Here is a 23,500-nt window from a genome sequence, read left to right as displayed (position 1 = left end):
GGGCCCCGCTCGAGCGCAGCCGAGAGTGGGGGAGCGACCAGCAACAACGGCCCCGCAGCCGACACACGGCACAACCACTACAGCGCCTAGTCACGAACACTCACGACCCCGGCCAACTCACCAATGTCCGCCAGCATCCGACCGACGTCCGGTTCCCGCCCGGTGAACAGGCGAAAGGCATCGGCAGCCTGAAACACCGCCATGCCACCCCCGTCCAGAGTGGCGCAGCCAACCCCACGAGCAGCAATCAACAACTCCGTCTCCAGCGGCCGGTAAACAACCTCGGCCACCCACAGCCCGGGATGCAGCAACCCAGCCGGAAGCGGCAGCCCAGGATGGGCCGCCATACCCGTGGGCGTGGCATGTACAACCCCGTCGGCGTCGGCGACCAGCGCGGCCAGCTGGTCCGGGCCCGCAGCGGCGGCACGGCCCGCACCGAAGTGCTGGTTGAGGGATGCGGCGAGGTCGGCGGCCCGAGCCGGCACAGCGTCCGTCACCGTGACGGCCCCCGCGCCAAGCGTGAGCATGGCGTGCGCGACCGCCGCGCCCGCCCCCCCCGCACCGAGCTGAACCACCCGCTCCAGCGGAGCGTCGGGCAGCCCGCGCGCGAACGAGGCCGCGAACCCGGTGACATCCGTGTTGTGCCCGATCGCGCGGCCGTCCTCGAAGACGACGGTGTTCACCGCGCCCAGCGCCTCGGCCTGCGGATCGAGCGCGTCCAGATGCTCGATGACGAGCCGCTTGCAGGGATGCGTGATGTTCAGCCCGTCGAAGCCCAGGTCGCGGGCGGCCCGCACCAGGTCCCCCACCGCTTCGGGCGGGACACCGAGGGCCTCGATGTCGATGATCCGGTACAGATAGCGCAGGCCCTGGCGGTCCGCTTCCCGCTCGTGCAGCGCCGGGCTGAGCGAGGGGCCGATGCCGGAACCGATCAGTCCGACGAGATACGAGTCCTTGGACAGCACCGAGGGGCCTCCTGAGCGCGAGCAGGCAGCTCACTAATGTACGAACTAGTACGTTAGCTATATCAGCAGCAGCGACCGACGGGAAGCCCCCGGCCCACGGTCCGCCCACTCCCGCACAACCACCTGGTTCTACAATCTCCGGCACGGCACCTCGCCGGAGAGGAACGCGAAGGAACCCGATGACCAGCGTCGAAGAACCGGCACGACCCAACGGCCGCATCCGCGACGCCGCCCGCACCAGGGCCGAAATTCTCGACGTGGCGACCCAGGAGTTCGCCCGGGCCGGGTTCACCGGGGCAAGGGTGGACGAGATCGCCGCCCGGACCCGCACCACGAAGCGGATGATCTACTACTACTTCGGCGGCAAGGAGCAGCTGTTCACGGCCGTGCTGGAGCGGGCGTACAGCGTGATCCGGGAGACCGAGCAGCAGCTGGACGTGGAGCACCTGGACCCGGTCGCGGCCATCCGGCGGCTCGCCGAGCTCACCTTCGACCACCATGAGGCGCACCCCGACTTCATCCGCCTGGTCAGCATCGAGAACATCCACGAGGCGGAGCACATCGCGGCCTCCGCGGAACTGGGCAAGATCGGCTCGCCCGCGCTCGACGTGATCGGCCGCATCCTGGCCTCGGGGCGTGAGTCCGGCCTGTTCACGGCCGATGTCGACGCGGTGGACCTGCACGCGATGATCAGCTCGTTCTGCTTCTTCCGGGTCGCCAACCGGCACACCTTCGGCGCGCTCTTCGGCCGCGATCTGGTCGCCGCCGACCAGCGGGAGCACTACCGCACCATGCTGGGCGACATGGTGATCGCCTACCTGACGGCGGAGCGGGCCGCGGACTGAGCGTCACGGAATTCTTCGGCGCACCCCCTTGACGCATGCCGAAACGCGGGCGCAACATCTCTGGCCAACCGCTCAATAACTAACCAGTGAGTTCATTAGCGAGCCCGTCCCCTGATCAGCGGCCCCCCATCCCTGCTCAGCGGCCCCCGTCCCCCGAGGAGCACGCCGTGTCCGTCCCCGCCGCACCGCTCGACGCACCACCGGGCCAGCCGAAGAAAGCCGCCACGGCCGCCTGGATCGGCAGTGCCCTGGAGTACTACGACTTCTTCATCTACGGCAGCGCCGCCGCGCTGATCTTCCCGGAGGTCTTCTTCGACGAGTCGGACCCGGCCACCGCGACCCTGCTGTCGCTGGCCACGTTCGGTGTCGCCTACGCCGCCCGACCGATCGGCGCGCTGTTCCTCGGTCACTTCGGCGACAAGCTGGGCCGTAAGAAGATCATGGTCTTCACGCTGATGCTGATGGGCCTGTCGACGTTCCTCATCGGCTGTCTGCCCACGCGGGAGCAGGTCGGCACCCTGGCCCCCGTCCTGCTCGTACTCTGCCGCATCCTGCAAGGCATCTCGGCCGCGGGCGAGCAGGCCAGCGCCAACTCCATGTCGCTGGAACACGCGCCGCCGAGCCGCCGCGGATTCTTCACCAGCTTCACGCTCAGCGGCACCCAGGGCGGACAGCTACTCGCCACCCTGGTGTTCATCCCGGTCGCCGCGCTCCCCGAGGACCAGCTGCTGGCCTGGGGCTGGCGCATCCCGTTCTGGCTGAGCTTCGCGGTCGCCGTCGTCGGCTACGTCATCCGCCGCACGCTCCACGAGACCCCGACCTTCACCCAGCAGGCCGCCGCCGAAGGCGTCCCGAAGATGCCGCTTGCCGTGCTGCTGCGCGAGCACTGGGCGGATGTGCTGCGGGTGGTCGCGGCCGCGCTCGTCGCCTCGGTGAGCACGATCTTCACCGTGTGGGCGCTGTCGTACGCGACCAGCGACTCGGTCGGCATGGACCGCACATCCATGCTGTGGGTGGCCGCCCTGGCCAACCTCGTCGCCCTCGGCGCGATCCCGCTGTGGGCCACCCTCTCCGACCGCATCGGCCGCCGCCCGGTCTTCCTGCTCGGCGCGGCCGGCAGCGCCGTGACGATGTTCGCCTACCTGTGGGCCATCTCCACGGGCTCGTACCCGCTGGTCCTGGTGCTCGGCATCGTCGCGTTCGGTGTCGTCTACAGCGCCGCGAACGGCGTCTGGCCCTCTTTCTACGGTGAGATGTTCACGACCCGGGTCCGCCTGTCCGGCATGGCGATCGGCACCCAGATCGGCTTCGCGATCGCCGGGTTCGCCGTCACCTTCGCCGCGCAGATCGCGGGCCCGGACGGCGACAACTGGTCGGCCGTGGCCCTCTTCACCGCCGCGCTGTGCGTCCCGCCGGTGATCGCCGCGCTCACCGCACGCGAGACGCACAAGGTCCCGACGGAGCGGCTCGGCGAGCGGGCCGAGCAGGGGACGACCGGCCGCGAGAAAGTGACCGCCTGAGCCTCGGGCAAGGCCCAGGCCTCACACGAGACCCAGGCCCAAGCACAGCCCCAGATCAGCGACGCGCACCGCGAACCAGCGTCAGTTCCGGTTCGCCGTGCGCGTCGGGCTCGCCGAGCACCGCCGTGAAGGCCTCGGTACGCACCGTCAGGCCTTCCGGCGAGCGCTCGCAGGTCACGCTCAGGGGCTCCGTCGCCTCCGGTCCGAAGCGCACCGCGAAGACGTCCAGGTCCTCCGGTGCGTCAGGCGCGGGGCCCGCTTCGAGGGCGGTGGTCGTCCGGATGTGGCTCCACCCCTGGTCGGGGTTGCCGTAGCCGCGTGGGTCGAGGGCGAGTTCGAAGGCCGCCTGTTGCTGGGTTACGTCGTGCCGGGCGTCGAAGCTGTCCGGGCTGCCGGCCGGCGGGTGCGTCAACCGGAGGTCACCCGCGGCCGTGACGGGCGACAGTTCGCCGGTCCTGCGGAACCGGTCGCCCTCCGCGACGACGTACGGCATCCCGGCGAGCAAGTACCTTTCCCCGGCCAGCCGTTCGACGACGACCGTCATCCACAGCCGCGTACCGTCCGTGACGTACAGCGACTGGAGATGGCGCAGCACATGGTCCCGCCCGACGACGGGCTTGCTGACGAGCTTGGCGGCGAGGTCTCCGGAGCGGTGGTCCCGTACGCGTACCGCGCCCATCGGACGGCACAGCAGGAAGCCGTCCGTCACCGGCCCGAACCCGTGCTGCCGCTCGACGGCGCCGGCCACCAGCACCGAGCCGCCCGCCTCGATCACGGTGGGCGTCATCCGGTCGTCGAACGACACGGTGACCGTGCCCGCCCGCAGTTGGTGGCAGGCGGGTTCCGTACGCGGTGTGCGATGCCAGCGCGTGGTGTCCTGGATCTGCCACACCAGCATGAACGCGAAATGCCCGTCCACGCCGCCGTCCGCTCCGACCGCGTGCCGGCCCCAGCGGGTGTCGCCGGCGTAGCGGCCGATGTCGGCGCCGATGCGACGGCTGAAGTACCGCAATCCGAGGACGGATTCGAAGGCCGAGTGCTGCTCGCTGTAGCGCGGCCCGCCGATGTCGAAGCCGCTTCCGGCCAGCCGTGCGTCGATATAGCGGGCGAGCGCGTCGCCGTCCTCGGCGAAGACCTCCTCGCCGCTGATCCGGTGGGCCTGGGCGAGGAAGGACAGCGAGATCGGCCCGTAGTTGTTGTCGTACGCGCCGCCGTGCTCGGGAGGCAGCGGGGCGCCCCGGTCCCGTAGGCGGCGGGCGCGGATTTCTCCCAGGTACAGGTTCATCGCCCGCCGTCGTACCAACTCGCCTTCTTCCGAAGGGAGATGACGGGCGAGCATCAGCCCGCCGACGACGCAGCCGATGGCCTGGTTGGCGGCGTCCTGCGGGTTGAAGACCGTGGCCTCGGTCAGCCAGTGCCAGTAACCGCCTGCCACGTCGAGGAGTTCGCGGTGCTGGTCGTCGTCGATCAGGTCGTCCGCCGCGTCGAGCAGGTTGACCGCCTGGAGCAGCGCCCACACGGTGCTCGGCCAGTCGCCGATGGGGTGCGCGCCGGGGGCGAGTACGTAACGGGCGTACGGCAGACCGGCCTTGCGCATCGTCAGGTTCGGGTAGCCGGGGTTGTCCTCGGTGTAGACGCGTGCGCGCAGGTGGAAGGCGAGGCTGCGGCGGACCGCGTCCGGCAGTCGGGGGTCCTTGGTGCGGTGCCAGGCCAGGGCGAGCAGGGAGGTGATGCCGAGCGAGGTGTCACCGATGTCGTCGGTGACGGCCGGGTGTTCCAGGCTGCCGTCCGGGGTGAGCCGGGCCAGCGCCTGCTCGGCCACGTCGGCCAGCACACGGTCGTACGCGGCCGGATCGTCGGCCAGGTCGTGCAACTGGCCGCGCTGGTGCGGGAGATACAAGCTGTTCAGCCCTTCATGCCGGAGGTGGCCAGCGGGGCGGCCGGCCGGTCGGCGGCGCGGGCCGCCGCGCGGACGAACTCGTGGTCGAGCGGGGTGGGCACGGTCAGTCCTTCAGTCCGGCGTTGATGTCGGCGTTCATGACGTAACGCTGGAACACCAGGAAGACGACGATCAGCGGAATCATGGTGATGACCGAGCCGCCGAGCACCACCGACCAGTTGATGTTCTGCGCGCCGACGAGGCTCTGGATGCCGATCTGCACGGTGAACTTGTTGGGGTCGTTGAGCATCAGCAGCGGCCAGATGTAGTCGTTCCATCGCCACTGGAACGACAGGATGGCGAGGGTCAGCATGATGGGCCGGGAGATCGGCACCATGATCCGCAGGAAGATCGACAGTTCACGCGCCCCGTCGATGCGGGCGGCCTCGACGAGCTCGTCGGGGACCGTCAGGAAGAACTGGCGGAACATGAAGCATCCGGTCGCGGTGAGCAAGGCCGGGAAGATGATGCCGGCGAGCGAGTTGTACAGGCCCAGGTCGCGGACCACCAGGAACTGCGGGGCGAGCATGACCTCGCCCGGCAGCATCGTCGTGGCGAGGATGCAGATGAAGAACGCCTTGAGCCACTTGTTGTCGTACTTGGCCAGCGCGTACCCCGTGCAGCAGCTGACTCCCACCGTGAGGATCGTCGCGATCACACACACGATGGTCGAGTTGATGAAGTACTGGGAGAAGTTGGCGCTGCCCCATGCTGCCTTGTAGCCCGACAGGGTGGGGTCGTTCGGAAACAGCGTCAGCGAGGAGAACAAGTCTCCCGCCGGTTTGAAGGAGCTGAGGACGAACCACAGCACGGGGAACCCGTAGACGGCCGCCAGGACCCACAGCAGTGTCGTCGCGGGCACCGCGCGCCGAAGCCCACCGCGGGCCGCGCTACGGGGCCGCTTCTTGGGAACAGCCCGTCCGGGCTCGGCGTCGACCGGGCGTGGCATGTCTGTGGTTGTCATCGGTTCTCCACCCGCCGGTTGACCATCATCTGGATGATCGCCACGACCATCAGGATGAGCATGAGCACGAACGACGCGGCGCTCGCGTAGCCGATCTGGCCCGATTTGAAGCCGGTCTGGTAGATGTACTGGACGAGCAGGTTGTTCGACGTTCCGGGTCCGCCGTTGTTGAGGGAGGCAAACAGCGGATACTCCTTCATCCCGTGGATCGTGTTGAGCAGGATGACGATGAAGGAAGTCGGCGCGATGCTCGGCAGGGTGATGCTGACGAACTGGCGCCACGGACCGGCGCCGTCGAGCGCGGCCGCCTCGTAGTACGACGTCGGTACGTTCTTGATCGCCGCGATGAACAGCAGCATGGAGAAGCCCGTCCAGGCCCAGGACGCCGCCACCACGACCACGATCAGCGACAGGTCCGCGTTCGACTGCCACGGAACGGCACTTCCGCCGAGCTTCTCGATGACGTGGTTGACCAGTCCGAAATTCTCACCGAACAGCCACCGCCACAGGACACCCACGACGATGGGCGACAGAAGCCACGGGATGAAGAAGAAGACGCGGGCGACCGACACGCCCTTGGCGTGCTTGCTCACCAGCACGTTGGCGATCAGCAGCGAGAGCGCGAAGTTCAGCGGAACGAAGAGCACGGTGTACAGCAGCGTCCGGGTCAGCGCGTCGAAGAAGGTGGAGTCCCCGAACAGGTTGCTGTAGTTGTCCAGTCCGACGAACTGGAACGCCCCTATGCCCGTGTAGTTCGTGAAGGAGTAGACGAGCCCGATCACCGCCGGCCAGACGAAGAACAGCGCGAAGAGCACGACATTGCCCGCGATGAGGACGAGCGGCGCGACGGTGTACTTGCTGCGTCTCCTGGGCGGGCTCACGGACACGTCCGGGGCGTGTTTTGTCATCTTCCTGACTCCGTGCTGGTGGAATGGGTTCCTGTGGGCTCAGGCCATGAGCCTGGCATCACGTGGTGTCCAGAGGCCCGGGCGGCGGAGTCTCGACCCCGCCGCCCGGGCCTGTCGGCTTACGCTCAGCCACCGACCTGCTGGTTGTAGCCGGCCACGATGTTCTCCAGGGCCTTGTCGGCCGACTGCTGGCCGTTGATCGCCTTGCCGAGCTCTATCTTGGTCGGGTCCTCGGTGAGGCTCTTGCCCTTCAGCGCCCAGCCCGTCTGCGCGGTGTTGAAGTAGCCGGAGATCGGGTCGTAGAGCGGGATCGACTCGTTGTAGAGCTTGAACGCCGCCTGCGCCGCCTCGGACTTGAAGGGGTACTTCGGGTTCAGACCGGTCTCGACGGGCAGGAACCCGGACGCCTCGCACAGCGCCTGGTAGTGAGCCGGCTCGTACAGCCAGGACAGGAACTTCTCCGCGGCGGCGGCCGCGTCGCCGTTGTTGTTGAAGCCCACCGTCATGCCACCGCTGTTGACGTCGCTGGCCTGCACCGGCTCGGCGGGAGTCGGGACGCTCGCCCACTCGAACTTCGTGATGCTCTCCGCGTAGGCGGCGACCTGCCACACGCCGGACCAGTAGGCGACGACGTCACCGCTCTGGAACATGGCCGACGGGTCGGCGCCGCTGGTCCACACCGACTTCGGCATGGTCTTGTCGTCGTTCCACCCGACGAAGGTGTTCACGGCCTTCTTGGTCGCCGCGTCCGCCGAGAACTTGCCGGAGTCGTCGCCGTGGACGTACTTCCCGCCCATCTCGTACACCATGGCGCGGAGCCGGGACGGCGACTGGTCGAAGGTCAGGGAGTACTTGGCGTCGGTCTTCTCCCGGACCTCGTCCGCCGCCTTGATGAACTCGGTCCAGGTCCAGGTCTTGTCGGGCGAGGTCGGGTAGTCGACGCCGGCCTTCTCGAAGAGCGACTTGTTGATGAACATGCCGGACGCGGTGATGTCCGAGGGGATGGACAGCACCTTCCCGGACGAGTCCTTGGCGACGAAGTTGCTGTTGATCTTGTTGCTCTTCTTGTTGGCGATGGGGCTGAGGTCGATCAGCTTGTTTGCCCAGATCGGGTCGAGCTTCGGCACTGCCGCCACGTCGGGCAGGGAGTTCGCCTGCGCGGCGCTGCGCAGCTTCGCCTCGTAGCCGTCGTAGGGAACGTTGACGAGCTTGACGTTGACGCCGGTTTCCTTCTTGTACTGCGCCACCATCTTCTTCCAGCCCGCGTCCTGCCCCGGAACCGTGGAGATCCAGAACGTCAGCGACTTGGAGGTCCCGCCCGAGCCGGAGTCCGACCCGCCGCAGGCGGAGAGCAGCAGGGCACCTGCCGTGGCCACGGCAGCGAGGGGGACCAGGCGGCGTATGCCGCCGCGGCCGAGTCGGCGGGAGCGCCGCACACCCACAGTGGTCATCTTCGATCCCTTTTCGTGGTAGGGGACGGAGCACGGCGCCGACGGAGGCGGCACGGGTGCATTGTGCAAGAAAGTTCGCTTCCCGAGGGCGCGGCCTCGCCCGGCCGCGTCATCCTGACGGGCGAGGGTCCCCGGCCACTGTGGCCGTCGCCGCACAAGCACGCCCTGGTGCGGTTGCCGTACGTCGAGTACGGGCGGGACGCTCGCCCCAAGCCGGCGTCCCGACCGACTTAGAAAGCGCTTGTCCGGACATTGGCAGAAGCCGGTGGAGTCCGTCAATGCTTCACCCGCACCCCTCCGGTCACGGTTTGGAATCCACTCTCCGGTCGCGGTTTGGCTTCCACTCCGCCGGTCACTGTCTCGATGCCGCGGGCCACGGCCAGCCGGGCCGCCCCCACCACGGTGCCGCTCTCGCCGAGCGCGCTGTTCACGACCTCGGTGGGCCAGCTCAGCCGGGCGAGTTCCGCCCGTACGCCGGGCAGGAGCTGGGGGTCCGCGCCGATGGCGCCACCCAGCACGATCAGGCCGGGGTCCAGGACGGCCGCCGCCGCCGCGGCGAGCCGGCCGATCTCGGCGGCATGGCGGCCGACGGCGGTGCGTGCCGTGACGTGCCCCTCGCCGGCGAGGGCGAAGAGCCGCTCGGCGGTGCGGGGGCACGGGCCGTCGGCGTCCCGCCAGGCGTCCGCCGCCCGGCGCAGCAGGGAGCGGGCACCGATGTGCTCCTCCAGGCCCTCGCGGCGGGGTTCGCGGTCCCCGTCCCACGGGTAGGGCAGCCGGGCCACCTCTCCGGCGGCGCCGTTCGCTCCGCGCAGCACCTGGCCGCCGATGACGACCCCGAGGCCGATGCCCACACCGATTCGCAGATAGCCGAAGGTGTCCCGGCCGCGGGCGGCGCCCTCGTGCAGCTCGGCGAGCGCGGCGCAGTTGACGTTGTTCTCGACGTGTACGGGAACGCCCGGCGGCAGTGCGACGGCCATGGCGTCGAAGAGCGGGCCGGCCTTGGCGGTCGCCGGACGCGCGCCCGCGCCTTCCGCGTCCTGCGTGATGACATCGCCGACGGCCACGACGACCGCGCGCAGCGGGGCGCCGGTGGGCAGCTCCTTGAGGACGTGGCGTACGACTTCGGCGGCGTCCGGCCGGGTCCCCGTCCCCTCGGCGAGCAGGGTGCCGTCCAGGGCGCAGCCGCGCACCCGGGTCACGGCGGGCCCGAGGTCGACGGCGAGCACGGCCCCGGCGGCGGGACCGAGACCGTAGACGGCGGCGGACCGGCCGGTGGCGCCGGAGACGGTGCCCGAGCACTCGGCCAACTCGGCGGCCTCGAGTTCGGCCACGGCGGAGGAGACGGTCGGCTTGGACAGGCCCGCACCGGCTGCCAGTTGGGGGCGGGTCGCGGTACCGGCCGCTGCGAGTACGGCGAACACCGCGCGGGCGCTCTCGCTCAGGTCCATGGTCTCCCTCAGATCGTGCCGCGGGGTCCGGTCGCAGAGTCGTACAGCACCGGGATTCCCATGCGTGCTTCTTGACGCACCCTACTTCGTTAGTTAACTTCCTAACGAAGTCCAGCGGTACTCGCCTGCCGCGCACATTCAGAAGCCTGTCCCGGGGCTTCCCGACCGCTTCGTGAGGTATCGACTCCGGCCTTCAAGCTGCGCCGCCAGACCCTTTCAGGCTCGTGTCCCGACTGCGGGTCGTCCGTGGTCGGTCGCGCGGTACACCCGCGCCTTTGAAGTGCACCCCCACCGGACCCGCAGCCGCCCATCGGCGGACGGGGCGTGTGGCGGTGTGTCAGCATCCGTCGCTGCGACGGGTGCTGACACACCGCCACACGCCCCTACTCACTTCACGAACCCACCCGCCCTCGCGCCCTCACCCGCGACAGCGCAGTCGCACCGAACGCAGAGAGGTTCTTCATGCCCCGGCAGCAGACACGTCCCCCGCACCACCGGCCCGGCATCGACCGCCGGGTGTTCCTGCGCAACTCGGTGGGCGTCTCCGCCGGGCTGATCGCCGCTCCGGCCATCGGCGCGTGGCCGGCTGCGGCCGCCTCTCCCGCCAACTCCGCCGCCGCCTTCGTCGACTCCTACACCACCAACGTCGTCGCCAACCAGACCCCCGAGACCAACGCGGCGATCCGCATCCTCGACGGCTTCGCCGAGATCTGGAAGACGGGCTCCGACTGGAATACCGGCACCCCGCTCATGCCGGAGGTCCTGCGCGCCAACATCCGCTACAGCGTGCGCGTCACCACCGACCGCACCGATGCCGAGGCGCGGCTGGCCTTCATTCACGACCGTCAGCACCAGAGTTACGCGGTGATCGACGGGCTGGGGCCCCTTGCCGAGCTATACAAAGCCGGTGCGAAGGCGGTCACCGGTATCACGTCCGCGCCGGACGGCGTCCCTGCGGGCAAGATCAACGACACGATCCCGGCCGACGCACCCGCGGGTTCCGCGCTCGGCGCGGGCTCCCACGACTCGGACCTGGGCAAGGTGGCGGAACTGGTCGACACCGTGCGCGGCCCGTTCGCCTCGGGCAACCCGAGCAAGTTCGCGTACCAGTACCCGCGTCCCTGGCGGATGAACAAGGACAGCGAGGTCGTCGACACCGGCGAAAAGGACGCGCTGGGCTACCCGGTGTACGCGTCCGACGTGGCGGTCGCCCCGCAGTTGCTGCGGCAGCGGGCCGAGGACCCGGCCGAGGACGGGGGCTTCCCCAGCGGACACACCAACGCGCTCCACCTGGCGGCGCTGGCGATGGCGTACGCGGTTCCCGAACGGTTCCAGGAGATGGTGACGCGCGCCTTCGAGGTCTCCCACACGCGCATCGTGTCCGGCATGCACTCCACCGTCGACGTGATCGGCGGCCGGATCCTCGCCACGGCACTCGCGGCCGCGGCCCTCGCCGACCCGAAGAACGCCGGCCTCAAGGCGGCGGCCCGCGCCCAGGCCGCCGCGTACTTCCAGGAGCAGACCGGCACCACCGCCGACACTCTCTACGCGTACGCCCACTCGGCGGGCCTGGACGAGGACCCGTACGCGAGCCACGCGCTCAACTCGGCGGGCGTGACCCCCAAGTTGACGTATGTCCTGCCCAAGCGGCCCGCGCGGGACCGCATGACCGTGCCGAAGGGTGCCGAAGTCCTCCTGGAGACGCGGCTGCCGTATCTCTCCGCCGCCCAGCGGCGCGAAGTGCTGCGCACGACGGCGCTGCCCGCCGGATACGTCCTGCTGGACGGTTTCGAGCGGTGGGGCCGGCTCAACCTCTTCGCCGCCGCCGACGGATACGGGGCGTTCGACTCGGATGTGTGCGTCACGATGGTCGCCGCCCAGGGCGGCTTCGCCGCGGCCGACACCTGGCGCAACGACATCGGCGGGCGCGGCTCACTGGTCAAGCGGGGCACCGGCACGCTGACCCTCGCGGGAGCCAACCGCTACACCGGCGGCACCACTCTGGAGGAGGGCGTCCTCGCGACCGGTTCACGGGACGCCCTCGGATGCGGCGACGTGCAGGTGCGGGGTGGCACGCTGCGGGCGGCGTCGCCGCTCCGGGTGCGCGGCGCGTACGCCCAGTCGTCCGGTACGACCCTCGACGTGACGCTCACCGACGCCGGCGCACCGGCCCTGACGGTGACCCGGCGTGTGCTCCTCGACCGGGACAGCACGCTGGTCATCCGGCTGGAAGATCAGCGCCCACCGGCGCCGGGCACCACGATTCCGGTCATCGACGCCCCTGTCCTGCGCGGCCGGTTCAGCCGCATCACGGTCGAAGGCCACGACGCCGAGCCGGTGTTCACCGCCCGCGGCCTGTCCGTACGGCTCACTCGGAGGTGACCGACGCCTTGGACACGTCGCCGCCCAGCGGCGCCGCGTCCGGGACCGGGGCCGCGAGCCAGTCGGCTACGGCGCGTGCAATCGGCTGCTCCGTCTCTATTTCCACGAAGCCGAACTGGCCCGCCTGGTTGCACTCCAGAAACCACCAGATGCCGTCGGCGTCCTCGGCGAAGTCGAATGCGCCATACGCGAGTTGGGCCTCCCGAAGATAGTCGCGCACGCTCGCGGCGACCCGCTGCGGCGTCTCGACCGGCTGCCATGGTTCCGTGGAGGTGGCGAACCGGACGTCGACCTCCTCGGGCTCCCCGGGATCGGCGCCTTGGCCGACCGCCTTGCGGGCGGCGAAAAAGCGGTCGCCGACGCAGGTCAGCCGGATGTCGGCGCGCTTGGCCACGCGCCGTTGAAGCAGAGTGGGGCCGAACGCGACGGCCGAGAAATCCGTCTCGGGTGCGACCCTGCTGGTCGGAACCGCCCTCGGCGGCTCCTGCGGGTGTGCCCCCGAGACGGGCTTGACCACCAGATCCGGGAAGCGTTCCGCGAAGTCGCGGGCGGCCTGCGGGAACGTGGTGATCAGTGTGGCGGGCACGGGAAGCCCGCAGCGCTGTGCGAGATGAAGCTGCCAGGGCTTGTGGCGGGCCTGGCGGGCCGCGTCGGGGTGGTTCATCCAGCGCGCGCCGGTGGAACGCAGCATGCCGTAGAGCGCCTGCGCGGACTCCTCGGTGAGCCAGGCGGACGGCTCCGCGACCCGCGTCGCGGGCACACCGGGCCTGCGGACCCAGACGGACCGCAGACCGCTCATGGTCACCAGCCGGCCACCGGCGGACAGGTGGCCGCGGAAGGCGCCGTGCACGAACTCGCCCGACAGGGCGACGCCTCCGGGCAGGTCCGCGGGATCGAGGCGGACGACCGGGACACCCGTCCCGTCCAGTCGGGCCACCACCATGTCCGCGGTTACATCCTGTTCGCACGTCAGGATCAGAACCGTCATCGTCGCGGGTCCGTCTTCAGTCGTCGAAGTGGGTCTTCGAGCCCGCCGTGGAGGTCGTGGCCCCCAGTTCCCGCAACACGGCGTAGTCATGAGCGGCGAGCCGCCCGTCGGGCAGGACGTTCAATTGCAGTCTGGAGTCATAGGCGTACGGAACGCTGACCTCCAACTGCTGGGCCGGACGTGCATAGTTGAGCGCGAACGGTCGCATTGGTTCTCCTTGCTCGGTGCTTCCCGGCCAAGCGGATCGTGACGCTCCGGCGTCACGGGGCCTGACGGGTCTGCTGGGCTTTCACGGAGATATACGAATCGAACAGTCGAATGGTTGCTTCACGCTGTGTAATCGTCCGAGCCGTTCGTCCTCCAGCCCCCGTCCGGCCCGACCGCCCACTTCATGCATGGGGCATCCATCCGCCCTCTATGACGCATACCCGGGCCTCCCGGATCCGGTTTTCGGGTGCACTTCTACGCTCCGGCGCACCCACGCTCACGCGCGCCCGCGTAGTACCTCCCGTCTGCGGTCAAACGTCGTCGGCCTCGCGAATCCGCAGGTAGGCGATAGATTTCCCAGGGACGGCATCTCCTTCCTCGGACAGGAGCGGACGATGAGCGAGCTGCGACAAGAGGTGAAGCCGGCCGAGGTGGGCCTCGATCCAGCGGCCCTGCGACGGCTGGACGCACACTTCGCCCGACTCGTCGACGACGGCTGGTTGCCCGGGTACCTCGTCTCGGTTGCCCGTCACGGCTGTGTCGCACATCTCACTTCGTACGGCCTCCGAGACCGGGAGGCCGGAGTGCCGATCGGGACGGACACGATCTGGCGGATCTACTCGATGACCAAGCCGATCGTCTCCGTCGCGGCGCTGATGCTCCAGGAGGAGGGCCTGCTCGACCTCGACGATCCGGTGGCCCGCCACCTGCCGGCCTTCGCCGAGCCCCGGGTGTACGCCGACGGAAGCGGCCCGGACCTCAGGACCCGCCCCGCTGAAGGGCCCATCCGGATCCGGCATCTGCTGACCCACACCGCCGGGCTGACGTTCGGCTTCTACCACGCACATCCCGTAGACGCCGCGTACCGGGCAGCCGGCGTTGAGCGGGCGGAGCCGCAGGACGCGGATCTGGCCGAGGCCTGCGAGCTGTTCGCGAGTCTGCCGCTCCAGTTCGAGCCGGGGACGGAGTGGAACTACTCGGTCGCGACCACGGTTCTAGGGCGCGTGATGGAGGTGGTGTCCGGGATGCCGCTGGACGCGTTCCTCGCCGAGCGGGTCTTTCGGCCGTTGGGGATGACGGACGCGGGGTTCTGGGTGCCCGAGGACCGGGCGGACCGGCTGGCCGTTCTGTACGCCGAGAGCGACGAGGGCGGTGGCGGTGAGGGCGGCATCGTACGGAGTCCTGAGCAGCCAGGACGCCGCCCACCTCGGCTGCTGTCCGGCAACGGCGGGCTTGTGGCGAGCGCGCACGACTACCATCGCTTCATCGAATTCCTGCGCCGCGGCGGCGAGTTGGACGGCACCCGGCTCCTCTCCCCGCAGACCGTGGAAACGATGCTCTCCAACCACCTCCCCGCCGACCTCCGCACCTTCGGCAGCCCCGTCCACGACTTCCCCGGGAACGCGGGCGTCGGCTTCGGCTTCGGCCTCTCGGTCGTGATCGACCCCGCTCGTACGGAGTCACCGTCCGGCCCCGGCCTGTACGGCTGGTCCGGCGCGGCCGGCACGACCTTCTGGGTCGACCCGCAACACGACCTGACCGTGCAGTTCCTGACCCAGGTACGGCCGACGGCGGCACTGACATGGTTCGCGGATCTGAGGCGGCTCGTGCACGAGGCGGTCGCAGACTGAGGTACCGCGAAGACCGTGGCAGGGCTACGAGTTCACAGGCCCTCCGACTTGTGGCGCGTGCTGTCCAGAGTGGAGTCGATCCCGTCCCGGCCCAGTTCCGTGAGCCACTCCTCGGAGCGCTCCGGTGTCTCGGCCGCACGGCTCAGCCCGGGCGGCAGGGTTCCGGCAAGGACCTTGCGTACGCCCAGCGCCAGCGTGCGCGACACGCACCGTGCCATCGCGCTCTCCTGCGCATCGCCCTCCATGTCCAGCAGGTACCGCCCCGACCAGCTCCGGCCCGAGTCCGCGCGTACGTCGAGGGAGACGGCCAGGACGACGCGGTCGCGGTCGGCGTCCGTGGTCGGGTAGCGGGCCGCCAGCTCCTGGGCGAGCGCGGCGATGCGTTCGTCGTCGCCGTGCCTCAGTTCCTCGAAGACGGGTTGCCAGGCGTCGAGCCAGCCGGCCAGGCGGAGGGTGCCGCGGATGAAGGTCCGGGGTTTCCACGCCGGAGGCACCTCGTACTGGTCGACGAACGGGATGCTGTCGCGGTTCGGGTAGACCTCGAAGGGCTCGGCGTCCACCAGGTGGGTGCGGGTGGCTTCCCAGGGGCGGGCGGCTGTCGTCTCCTCGCCGTACTCGATGTAGCGGGCGGGTGAGCGCAGGGCGTTCAGGACACCTGCGGGGGCCCAACTGAAGCGGTACTTGAAGTCGTTGGGGACGGCGGGGATGCCGCCGCAGTACGAGGTGAGGCTGACCTCGGCGGCCGTGTCGGCGCCGATCTCCGTGCGTGCGCGGGCGATGAGGCTGTGCGCGAAGAGGTGGTCGATGCCCGGGTCCAGGCCCGACTCGGTGAGGACGACGATGCCCGCGGCGGCCGCGGCGGGAACCTGGTCCAGGACCGCCTCGGACACGTAACTCGAGCAGGCGAAGTGGGCCTGGTGCGCCACGCACGTGGCCAGCAGCGGGCCGTGTTCCGGGGCCGGGAGCATGGAGACCACGACGTCGCCGGGTGCCAGTTCGGCGGCGAGTGCGGTGAGCGTGTACGCGCGGGGCTCGGCGCGGCCGGTGAGGCCGAGCGCCGAGAGGCTCTGTGCCGCCCGCTCCTCGGTGCGGTGCCACAGGCGTACGCGGTCGGCGGTGTCGCACAGCGTGGCCAGTCCGCTGCCCGTGGACAGGCCCGCGCCGATCCAGTGGACGGTGCCGGATGCGGGCACGACGGCTTTCTCAGCCATGGTTGAACTCCCCATTCTCCAGGCCGAGTTCACGGCATGTCTCGTGGAACCGATCCAGGCAGCGCCCCCACGCCCCGGCCATCCCGAACTCCATCAGCTGCGGCGTCAGCAGTGCCGAGAAGTCCGTGCTCGCCTCCTCGGGCAGCAGGGACGGCAGATTGTCGATGGCGATGAGGTCGAGGGCGGGCCGTTCGTGGAGGCGGCGTACGGGATCCGCCCAGTCGGTGACCGTGTCGTACACCGGAAGGACGTTGTACGGGGATCCGACGTCGCAGGTCACGTCGCACACCGTGCGCAGGCCGCGGCGCGGTTCGGCCAGGTCCTTGTCGGTGAGGAAGGGGGTGACGGGGCCGGTGCTGAGCACGCAGTTGACCATCAACTCGTGGTCCAGCAGGGCCTGTCGGTCCAGGTCACGGGTCTCGGCGAGGTCCCAGCACGTGGGGTCGAGCCCGGCCTCCATGAGCGCACCCTGCGCGCCCCGTCCGGAGCGGCCCAGTGCGCCGATCACGAGCGAGCTGAACTGGGCGTCGTCCGGGCGGGGTTGGAGTTCGGCGTCCAGTTCGCCTTTCGACGTCGGCCGCAGCGGTGCCGTCAGCCTGCCCCGGTGGTGAAGTACGGCGAGGGCGGCGCCCACATAACCGGCCCAGTAGCCGAAGGCGGCGAGCCGGCGGCCGTTGTCGTCCACCAGGTACTCGAGGTCGAACAGAGCCCCGCCCCCGGCGACGAACCGGCGCAGCAGCGCCTCGGCCCCGGGCTGCCCCTTGTACGCGTGCCCGAAGAAGACATGCCGGTGTCGCAACTCGCCCGGTTCCTCGGGGAGTTCCTTGAGGCCGACGACGACCGCGTCGAGCGGTGCGACGGTCCAGGAGTACGGCTCGACGACACGGCACCCGGCCGCCTCGTACGCCTCGACGGGGAAGATCCGCTGCGGGGATCGCTCGACGGTCACCGTCACGCCGTTCTCGACGAGCCGCCGCGCGTCGGACGGCACGATCGGGGTGCGCCGCTCGGTCGTGCGGGTCTCGTGGCGCAGCCACAGGTGGAGCTCGGTCATACGCGGTTGACCTCCGGTCGCGGGGCGTCGGCGGCGAACCCTTCGGCACGCAGCGGGGTGATGTCCACGAAGGGATCATGCCTCATCAGAAGCCCCCTGCCCCAGGCCGGCCTCCCTGGCGGCGTCGATCACCGCCCAGGCCGCGGCGGCGTCCTGGATGCCGAGCCCGACGCTGTTGTAGTAGACGATGTCGTCGGGGCTCGTACGTCCCTCGCGCCGGCCCGTGAGCACACCGCCGAGCGGGATCAGATCCTCGGCTTCGAGCAGGCCGGAACGCAGCGCGTCCACCACCGGCCCGGCGTGGCCCGCCGCGGTGTCCGGGTCGTCGACGACCACGGCCGCGGCCCGCCGCACGACCTCGGCGTCGACCTCGCTGCGGGTCCGCTCGAAGGACCCCACGCTCACCACCGTGCAGCCGGGCGCCAGCCACTCGCCCCGCACCACGGGCGTGCTGCTGAGCGTGCAGGCGGCGACCATGGGCAGCCCGGTCACGGCCTCCTCGGCCGAGGCGACGGCCTTGACGGCGATACCGAGTTCGGCGGCCAGCAGCTCGGCCGCCCGCTCGCGGCGCGCGGGAGTCGGACTCCACACGCGTACGGCCCGCAGGTCCCGAACCCGGGCCACCGCCCGCGCATGGGCCAGCGCCTGTGTGCCCGAGCCGATCAGGCCCAGTTCCTCGCTGTCGGCGGTGGCCAGCGCGTCGAAGGCCACCGCGCTGCCCGCGGCCGTACGCAGCGTCGTCACCGCCGTGCCGTCCATGACGGCGGCCAGACGACCGGTGACCGGATCGAGCGCGTTGATCACCGCGTGCACGGTCGGCAGGCCGGCCGCCGCGTTGCCCGGATTGACGCTGCCGAACTTGGCGACGGCCCCGGTGTCCGCGGACAGCCGCGCGACGTACGCCAGCACGACACTGTCGTCGAACCCGCTCGGCTCCATGATCTTGCCGGGCAGATCGGCGGTGCCGTCGTCGAGCGCCGTGAAGGCCGCGCGCTGCGACGCGATGGCCGCGTCGATGCCCAGCAGCTGCGTCACCTGGTGTCCGGAGAGGTAAAGGACGACGTCATCTGTCTCTGTCATCCCTTGTTCCTATCCGGGATCCGGGCCGCCGCGCCATTCAGGACCGGTTCAGAACCGGTTCACCGACCAGTCAGGACCAGTGGATCACCGTGTCCAGATGCGGCAGGTGGTGGTCCATGCGCTCCCGCTTCGTGCGCAGATAGCTGATGTTGTGCTCGCGCGGCGGTATCAACAGCGGGACGTGCTCGGCGACTTCGATGCCGTGGTGCCGCAGGGCCTCGCTCTTGCGTGGGTTGTTGGAGAGCAGCCGGACGGAGGGCACGCCGAGGTCGTGCAGCATGTCCGCGGCGACGCCGTAGTCACGGGCGTCCACCGGGAGACCGAGGGCGAGGTTCGCCTCGACCGTGTCCAGGCCCTCCGACTGGAGCTTCATGGCCTGGAGTTTGGCGAGGAGTCCGATTCCTCTGCCCTCGTGGCCGCGGAGGTAAAGGAGGATGCCGCGGCCTTCCGCCACGATGGTGCGCAGGGCGGTCGAGAGCTGGTCGCCGCACTCGCAGTGCGTGGACCCGAAGGCGTCTCCGGTGAGGCACTCCGAATGCAGCCGGGTGAGCGTGTCCTCCGTTCCGTCGATATCGCCGTATATGAGGGCCACTTGTTCATCCCCGCGTTCGAGGTCCAAATAGCCGACGGCGTAGAAATCTCCGTACACGGTGTGCAGTTGGAGATCCACCACACGCTGGACACCCGACTGGACATCTGCCTTGGGGCCGGCACTTCGACCGAGCACGCCTTTGCTTTCCTTCATTTTCTCCTGCATCCAATCTGCCGTTGCCGCGTTAGCCTGCTCTCGTCGGTGCCTACGGAACGAAAGGCCTTAACACCATGACCGGTTCGGGAACACAGCTGACCACCCCCGGCTTGTTGCCGCTGGACACCACGGAGGACGTGAGGGCGCGTCGGCCCGGCGTCGCCGTCCTTCCCATCGGCAGCTTCGAACAGCACGGCCCCTTTCTACCGCTGGCCACTGACACCGTCATCGCCTGCACCATCGCCCGTGAGGTCGCCGCCGCGTATCCGGTGCATCTCCTCCCTCCGCTGACCATCGCCTGCTCGCACGAACATGCCGCCTGGCCGGGGACGGTCAGTATTTCCGCGGTGACACTCCACGCGGTGGTACGGGACATAGCCGACTCGCTTCGTCGCTCGGGCATCGACGCCCTGGTACTGGTCAACGGACATGGCGGGAACTACGTACTGGGCAATGTGGTGCAGGAATCCGCGGGCAGCGGCACGCGCATGGCGCTGTTTCCGGCACCGGAGGACTGGGAGGAGGCGCGAGTCCGGGCCGATGTGCGGACCTCGCTGCTCAGCGATATGCATGCGGGGGAATTGGAGACGTCCATCCTGCTGCACGCTCATCCGGAAATGGTGCGGCCCGGTTATGAGTCCTCCGACTTCCTCGCCGACGACCGGCGGCATCTTCTCACCCTCGATATGTCCGCTTACACGGAGTCCGGTGTCATCGGCCGTCCTTCGCTGGCTACCGCCGCAAAAGGCAAGGAGCTGCTGGCGGGCCTGGTGGACTGCTTCGGTTCGTATTTCTCGATCCTCAGGCCGGAAGCGGCGAATTCCGCTCCGGGCGCCGAGGACGCCATACAGAAGGGGGCCGGGCAGGACGGCGCGGAGAGCAGCCGGCCCTGACCGTCGGCCGTGTCCCCCGCGTTCGCCGGTGGTGAGCGCGGGACATGGCCGTTGTGGCGCTGCGGCGCGCCCTTCTCGTACGCGGGCCGGGAGCGCCGCCGCAGGCTCATGGCCCACCGGGCGACGAGGACGCCGATGCCGGGCAGGCTCGCCACGAGGCTGAGCACTCCGTAGACGACGGCGACCGAAAAGCCGGTGCTCGCGCCGAGTCCGGCGGCGCCGAAGGCCCAGGCGGTGGCGCCTTCGCGGGGGCCCCAGCCGCCCACGTTCAGGGGCAGTCCCATGGCGAGCAGGGCCAGCACCGCCAGGGGCAGCAACACGACTGGGGACGCGTCGGATCCCGCGACCCTGGCGGCGAGCAGGAACATCACGAGGTGGCCCGCCAGCACCACGGCCGACGAGACGACGACACCTGGCCAGGTGTGGCGGGCCACCAGCCCTTCACGCGCCTCGGCGAGCGCGTTGCGCAGGCGGGGCATGCGTCGCGACGAGGGCGACGAGCCCTTCAGCCGGACCGCGACGACGGCCGCGATCACCGCGGCGAGCGCCAGCGCGACGGCGGACGCCTCGACGAGGTGCCGGGTCTGTGCCTGGACCGGCGAGGGCAGCGTCAGCAGGAGGACCCCGCCGGCGGCCATGAGCGCCACCTGGCCCGCGACACGTTCGAGGACCACGGCGCGTACCCCCCTGCCGAGGTCACCGGCGCTCTGCCCGTGCCGTACGGCGCGGTGCACGTCGCCGAGTACGCCGCCGGGCAGTGCCGCGTTCAGGAACAGGGAGCGGTAGTAGTCCGCGACGGCAGGAGCCAGCGGCAGCCGGATCTTCAGGCCCCGGGCCACCAGGCACCAGCGCCAGGCGCTGAACACCGTGGTGACCACGCCGATCCCGAGGGCCGCCAGCACGGTGGGGCCGTCGACCCGGCGCAGTCCGTCCACGAAGACGCCGGTGCCCATCCGCCAGACGAGGACGCCGAGGATGGCGATGCCCGCGAAGGTGCCGAAGTGGGTGCGCAGGGCGCGGGAGTCGATACGGGACCAGAGCGTGCGAAGGGTGCGGCGCGCGTCCGGGACCGGGCTCGGTGTCCGGGCCGCCCGTGCGCCCCGTATCGCCTGCTCGTCGCCGCCGTCCGGGGCCGGCCTCGGCTTCTTCGGCTCGGCCCGGATGGCGCGTGGCTGCGCGTCGGCTGCCACCGCCTGCGCACTCATGCCGCCCCTCCCGTAGGACGGGCGAGGGCGAGGAGATCGCTGTGGTGCACCACGACCCTCAACTCCCCCGCCGCGCACGCCGCGAGACGCTCCCGCAGATAGGCGCCCGCGCGCTCGGCGAGTTCGGGGCGCTCCTCGACGGCCGCGCCGACCCAGCCGCGCAGCCACTCCGCCATCAGCGCCGACTCGTCGGGTCCGAGCCGCCAGGCGCTGGGGTTCACCCGTACCGTCGCGCCGTGGCGGGCGAAGGCGTCGCAGGCGGTGGTGACCGCGTTGGGTCCGAGCAGGTCGCCGCGGCGCTGGTGGGCGTTGAACGCCTCGGTGATCTCGTCGTCCAGCGGGTGGGCGGGCGTGAGTTCGACGCGCCCCACCACCGACAGCGTCAGCAGGGCGGGGCAACCGGCTCCGGCGCAGGCCTCGGCGAGCGCCTCGATCTGTTCGGCGGTGAGTACGTCGAGCAGGGCGGAAGCGGTCACCAGCGAGGCACCGGCCAGCGCGTCCGCGGTCAGCCGGGAGACATCGCCGCGTTGCGTCTCGACGGTGACGCGGCTGCCGTCGGCGGCCGTGCGGGGCGAGCCCACGGCGGCGAAGTGCAGCAGATAGGGGTCGTGGTCGTTCAGGACCCAGTGCTGGGGGCCGTCGAGTCGCGGGGCGAGCCAGCGGCCCATGGAGCCGGTGCCGCAGCCGAGGTCGTGGATGACCAGGCCGTTGGACCGCCGCTGCGGCATGTTCGCGAGCCGGATCCGCAGCGGATCGAGAAGCTCGACCGCCCGCGCGGCGGCGTCGGCGGGCTCGCGCAACTGCAGCCACTCGGGGGCGTACCGCGTCACGTCGTCGTCGGCCTCCGTGTCGGCGCCGCGCCTGCGGTCACCCAGCCGGATCGTTCCCACCTCGTACGCCGGAACCTTCGTCGTCGCGCGCCCGGGTGGCGTCATGCTCGTACTCACGCTGCCCCCTTCCTTTCGTCCCGTCCAAGTCGCCCCAGCACACCGGCCAGGCTCCGGGCCGTGGCGGCCCAGCCGTCCAGCGCGGCCCTGCGTCCGCGTGCGGCGGCCCGCAGCCGGCGGCGTACATCTGCGTCGAGGAACCAGCCGCGCAGTTCCGCCGCGAGTGCCGCCGAGTTGTCCGGCGGTACGAGGATGCCGGGCATCCCGCCGTCGGGAGCGCGCCCGACCGCCTCGGGGAGCCCGCCGACGTCCGTGGCCAGGACGGGGATGCCCCGGGCCAGCGCTTCGGTGACCGCCATGCCGTACGTCTCCGCGTACGAGGTGAGCACCATGAGGTCCGCGGAGGCGTAGCTCGCGTCGAGTTCGGCCCCGGCCTGCGGGCCGACGAGTTGCAGCCGGTCGCCGAGACCGTGGTGGTCGATGAGCTCCCTCAGTTCGGCGACATAGCCGGGGTCCTGGCCCAGGCCGCCGACACAGACGCAGCTCCAGTTCAGGTCGGTGAGGGTGGCGAGGGCCTCGACGAGGCGGTGCTGCGCCTTGCGCGGGGTGACCGAGGCGACGCACAGCAGCCGCGAGACGCCGTCGGTGCCGGCGGCCAGGGGCGCGATGTCGGCGCCGGGCGCGGCGACATGGACCCGGTCGGGGGCCAGCCCGTGGTGGGCGACCAGCCTGCGGGCCGCCCACTCGCTGGTGGCCACGATCGCGGGCACGGAACGCAGCGTGCGGCGCTCGCGGGCGTCCAGTTCCGCCGCCAGGCCGGGGTCGAGCCCCGTCTCGTCGCCGAGCGGCAGGTGAACGAGGACGACCAGGCGCAGCCGCTCGGTCTCGGCGGCGATGATCTCGGGGGCGGCGCAGGCGACGAGTCCGTCGAGGAGTACGCGGCTGCCGTCCGCCATCTCACCGAGGGTGCGGGCCAGTTCCGCGCGGGCGGCGGCTCCGGGCCAGGGCCAGCTGCCGTCGATCGCGTGCTTGTTGACCTGCCAGCCGAAGGCGGGGAGATCGAGGCACACCCGGGCGTCGTAGGTGTTGCCGCCGCTGGGCGTCCTCGGATCGTCCACTCCGCCGGGCATCACGAAGTGCATGGCGCGAAGAGACATGGGAATGATGTCCGCGT

19 protein-coding genes and 1 pseudogene are annotated in these 23,500 nt (G+C 70.4%); 5 read left to right on the top strand and 15 right to left on the bottom strand.

The features are described 5' to 3' along the window. Positions 1 to 86: 86 nt before the first annotated feature. The gene (locus tag ABD357_RS37945; RefSeq protein WP_344396065.1) at positions 87 to 962 is read right to left on the bottom strand and encodes a shikimate dehydrogenase; all 876 of its coding nucleotides are present in this window, start codon (positions 960 to 962) and stop codon (positions 87 to 89) included. Between the two features lie 182 nt (positions 963 to 1,144). Here ABD357_RS37945 and ABD357_RS37940 point away from each other — a divergent pair, with 182 nt between their 5' ends. Both ABD357_RS37940 and ABD357_RS37935 read left to right on the top strand, forming a co-directional pair. After that, positions 1,145 to 1,810, top strand: coding sequence for a TetR/AcrR family transcriptional regulator (locus ABD357_RS37940; protein WP_165344975.1), 666 nt, complete (start codon positions 1,145 to 1,147; stop codon positions 1,808 to 1,810). 167 nt (positions 1,811 to 1,977) lie between these two features. Next, positions 1,978 to 3,330 carry an MFS transporter gene (locus ABD357_RS37935; RefSeq protein ID WP_344395885.1) on the top strand — a complete coding sequence of 451 codons (1,353 nt, stop codon included), beginning with the start codon at positions 1,978 to 1,980 and terminating at the stop codon, positions 3,328 to 3,330. Between the two features lie 55 nt (positions 3,331 to 3,385). On the opposite strand, the gene ABD357_RS37930 is transcribed toward ABD357_RS37935, so the two are convergent. From ABD357_RS37930 to ABD357_RS37910, 5 genes are all read right to left on the bottom strand, one after another. After that, complete coding sequence (locus ABD357_RS37930) at positions 3,386 to 5,230, bottom strand: hypothetical protein (protein ID WP_344395884.1); 1,845 nt, start codon at positions 5,228 to 5,230, stop codon at positions 3,386 to 3,388. Between the two features lie 103 nt (positions 5,231 to 5,333). Next, on the bottom strand, positions 5,334 to 6,233 hold the full coding sequence (locus ABD357_RS37925) for a carbohydrate ABC transporter permease (protein WP_344395883.1): 900 nt from the start codon (positions 6,231 to 6,233) through the stop codon (positions 5,334 to 5,336). After that, on the bottom strand, positions 6,230 to 7,141 hold the full coding sequence (locus ABD357_RS37920) for a carbohydrate ABC transporter permease (RefSeq protein ID WP_344395882.1): 912 nt from the start codon (positions 7,139 to 7,141) through the stop codon (positions 6,230 to 6,232). The genes ABD357_RS37925 and ABD357_RS37920 overlap by 4 nt, the downstream gene beginning before the upstream one ends. Before the next feature lie 125 nt (positions 7,142 to 7,266). Beyond that, a complete protein-coding gene (locus tag ABD357_RS37915; RefSeq protein ID WP_344395881.1) occupies positions 7,267 to 8,592 on the bottom strand; it encodes an ABC transporter substrate-binding protein in 1,326 nt (441 codons plus the stop codon). 275 nt (positions 8,593 to 8,867) lie between these two features. Beyond that, complete coding sequence (locus ABD357_RS37910) at positions 8,868 to 10,040, bottom strand: ROK family protein (protein WP_344395880.1); 1,173 nt, start codon at positions 10,038 to 10,040, stop codon at positions 8,868 to 8,870. A 462-nt stretch (positions 10,041 to 10,502) separates the two neighbouring features. Between ABD357_RS37910 and ABD357_RS37905 the strand changes: the two genes are divergently transcribed. Then, positions 10,503 to 12,422: a phosphatase PAP2 family protein gene (locus ABD357_RS37905; protein ID WP_344395878.1), complete on the top strand. Its 1,920-nt coding sequence runs from the start codon at positions 10,503 to 10,505 to the stop codon at positions 12,420 to 12,422. Here ABD357_RS37905 and tgmB read toward each other — a convergent pair. Then, on the bottom strand, positions 12,409 to 13,410 hold the full coding sequence (gene tgmB, locus ABD357_RS37900) for an ATP-grasp ribosomal peptide maturase (protein WP_344395877.1): 1,002 nt from the start codon (positions 13,408 to 13,410) through the stop codon (positions 12,409 to 12,411). The two genes, ABD357_RS37905 and tgmB, sit on opposite strands and share 14 nt — an antisense overlap. A 16-nt stretch (positions 13,411 to 13,426) precedes the next feature. After that, a complete protein-coding gene (gene tgmA / locus ABD357_RS37895; RefSeq protein WP_033325990.1) occupies positions 13,427 to 13,618 on the bottom strand; it encodes a putative ATP-grasp-modified RiPP in 192 nt (63 codons plus the stop codon). 394 nt (positions 13,619 to 14,012) lie between these two features. Here tgmA and ABD357_RS37890 point away from each other — a divergent pair, with 394 nt between their 5' ends. Beyond that, positions 14,013 to 15,248, top strand: a complete 1,236-nt coding sequence (locus tag ABD357_RS37890) for a serine hydrolase domain-containing protein (RefSeq protein WP_344395874.1) — start codon at positions 14,013 to 14,015, stop codon at positions 15,246 to 15,248. A 32-nt stretch (positions 15,249 to 15,280) separates the two neighbouring features. Here the strand turns inward: ABD357_RS37890 and ABD357_RS37885 are convergent, their stop codons facing one another. From ABD357_RS37885 to ribA, 4 genes are all read right to left on the bottom strand, one after another. Further along, positions 15,281 to 16,459, bottom strand: a complete 1,179-nt coding sequence (locus ABD357_RS37885; RefSeq protein WP_344395873.1) for a saccharopine dehydrogenase family protein — start codon at positions 16,457 to 16,459, stop codon at positions 15,281 to 15,283. Continuing rightward, positions 16,452 to 17,513 carry a saccharopine dehydrogenase gene (locus tag ABD357_RS37880; RefSeq protein WP_344395872.1) on the bottom strand — a complete coding sequence of 354 codons (1,062 nt, stop codon included), beginning with the start codon at positions 17,511 to 17,513 and terminating at the stop codon, positions 16,452 to 16,454. Before ABD357_RS37880 ends, ABD357_RS37885 begins: the two co-directional genes overlap by 8 nt. A gap of 75 nt (positions 17,514 to 17,588) precedes the next feature. Then, entirely contained in the window at positions 17,589 to 18,593 is a 1,005-nt protein-coding gene (locus ABD357_RS37875; protein ID WP_344395871.1) for an ornithine cyclodeaminase family protein, read from the bottom strand. A gap of 70 nt (positions 18,594 to 18,663) precedes the next feature. Beyond that, complete coding sequence (gene ribA / locus ABD357_RS37870; protein ID WP_344395870.1) at positions 18,664 to 19,338, bottom strand: GTP cyclohydrolase II; 675 nt, start codon at positions 19,336 to 19,338, stop codon at positions 18,664 to 18,666. A 77-nt stretch (positions 19,339 to 19,415) separates the two neighbouring features. Here ribA and ABD357_RS37865 point away from each other — a divergent pair, with 77 nt between their 5' ends. Then, positions 19,416 to 20,234: a creatininase family protein gene (locus tag ABD357_RS37865; RefSeq protein ID WP_344395869.1), complete on the top strand. Its 819-nt coding sequence runs from the start codon at positions 19,416 to 19,418 to the stop codon at positions 20,232 to 20,234. 200 nt (positions 20,235 to 20,434) lie between these two features. Here the strand turns inward: ABD357_RS37865 and ABD357_RS37860 are convergent. From ABD357_RS37860 to ABD357_RS37850, 3 genes and pseudogenes are all read right to left on the bottom strand, one after another. Further along, positions 20,435 to 21,187, bottom strand: a pseudogene (locus tag ABD357_RS37860) (lysylphosphatidylglycerol synthase transmembrane domain-containing protein); the annotation flags it as partial. A gap of 248 nt (positions 21,188 to 21,435) precedes the next feature. Next, positions 21,436 to 22,374, bottom strand: a complete 939-nt coding sequence (locus ABD357_RS37855; RefSeq protein WP_425585189.1) for a class I SAM-dependent methyltransferase — start codon at positions 22,372 to 22,374, stop codon at positions 21,436 to 21,438. 8 nt (positions 22,375 to 22,382) lie between these two features. After that, complete coding sequence (locus tag ABD357_RS37850) at positions 22,383 to 23,483, bottom strand: glycosyltransferase family 4 protein (protein ID WP_344395867.1); 1,101 nt, start codon at positions 23,481 to 23,483, stop codon at positions 22,383 to 22,385. Positions 23,484 to 23,500: the final 17 nt, after the last annotated feature.

This window comes from Streptomyces vastus, assembly GCF_039532825.1.
Taxonomy (GTDB): domain Bacteria; phylum Actinomycetota; class Actinomycetes; order Streptomycetales; family Streptomycetaceae; genus Streptomyces; species Streptomyces vastus.
This window is presented reverse-complemented; position numbering and strand designations above follow the sequence as displayed.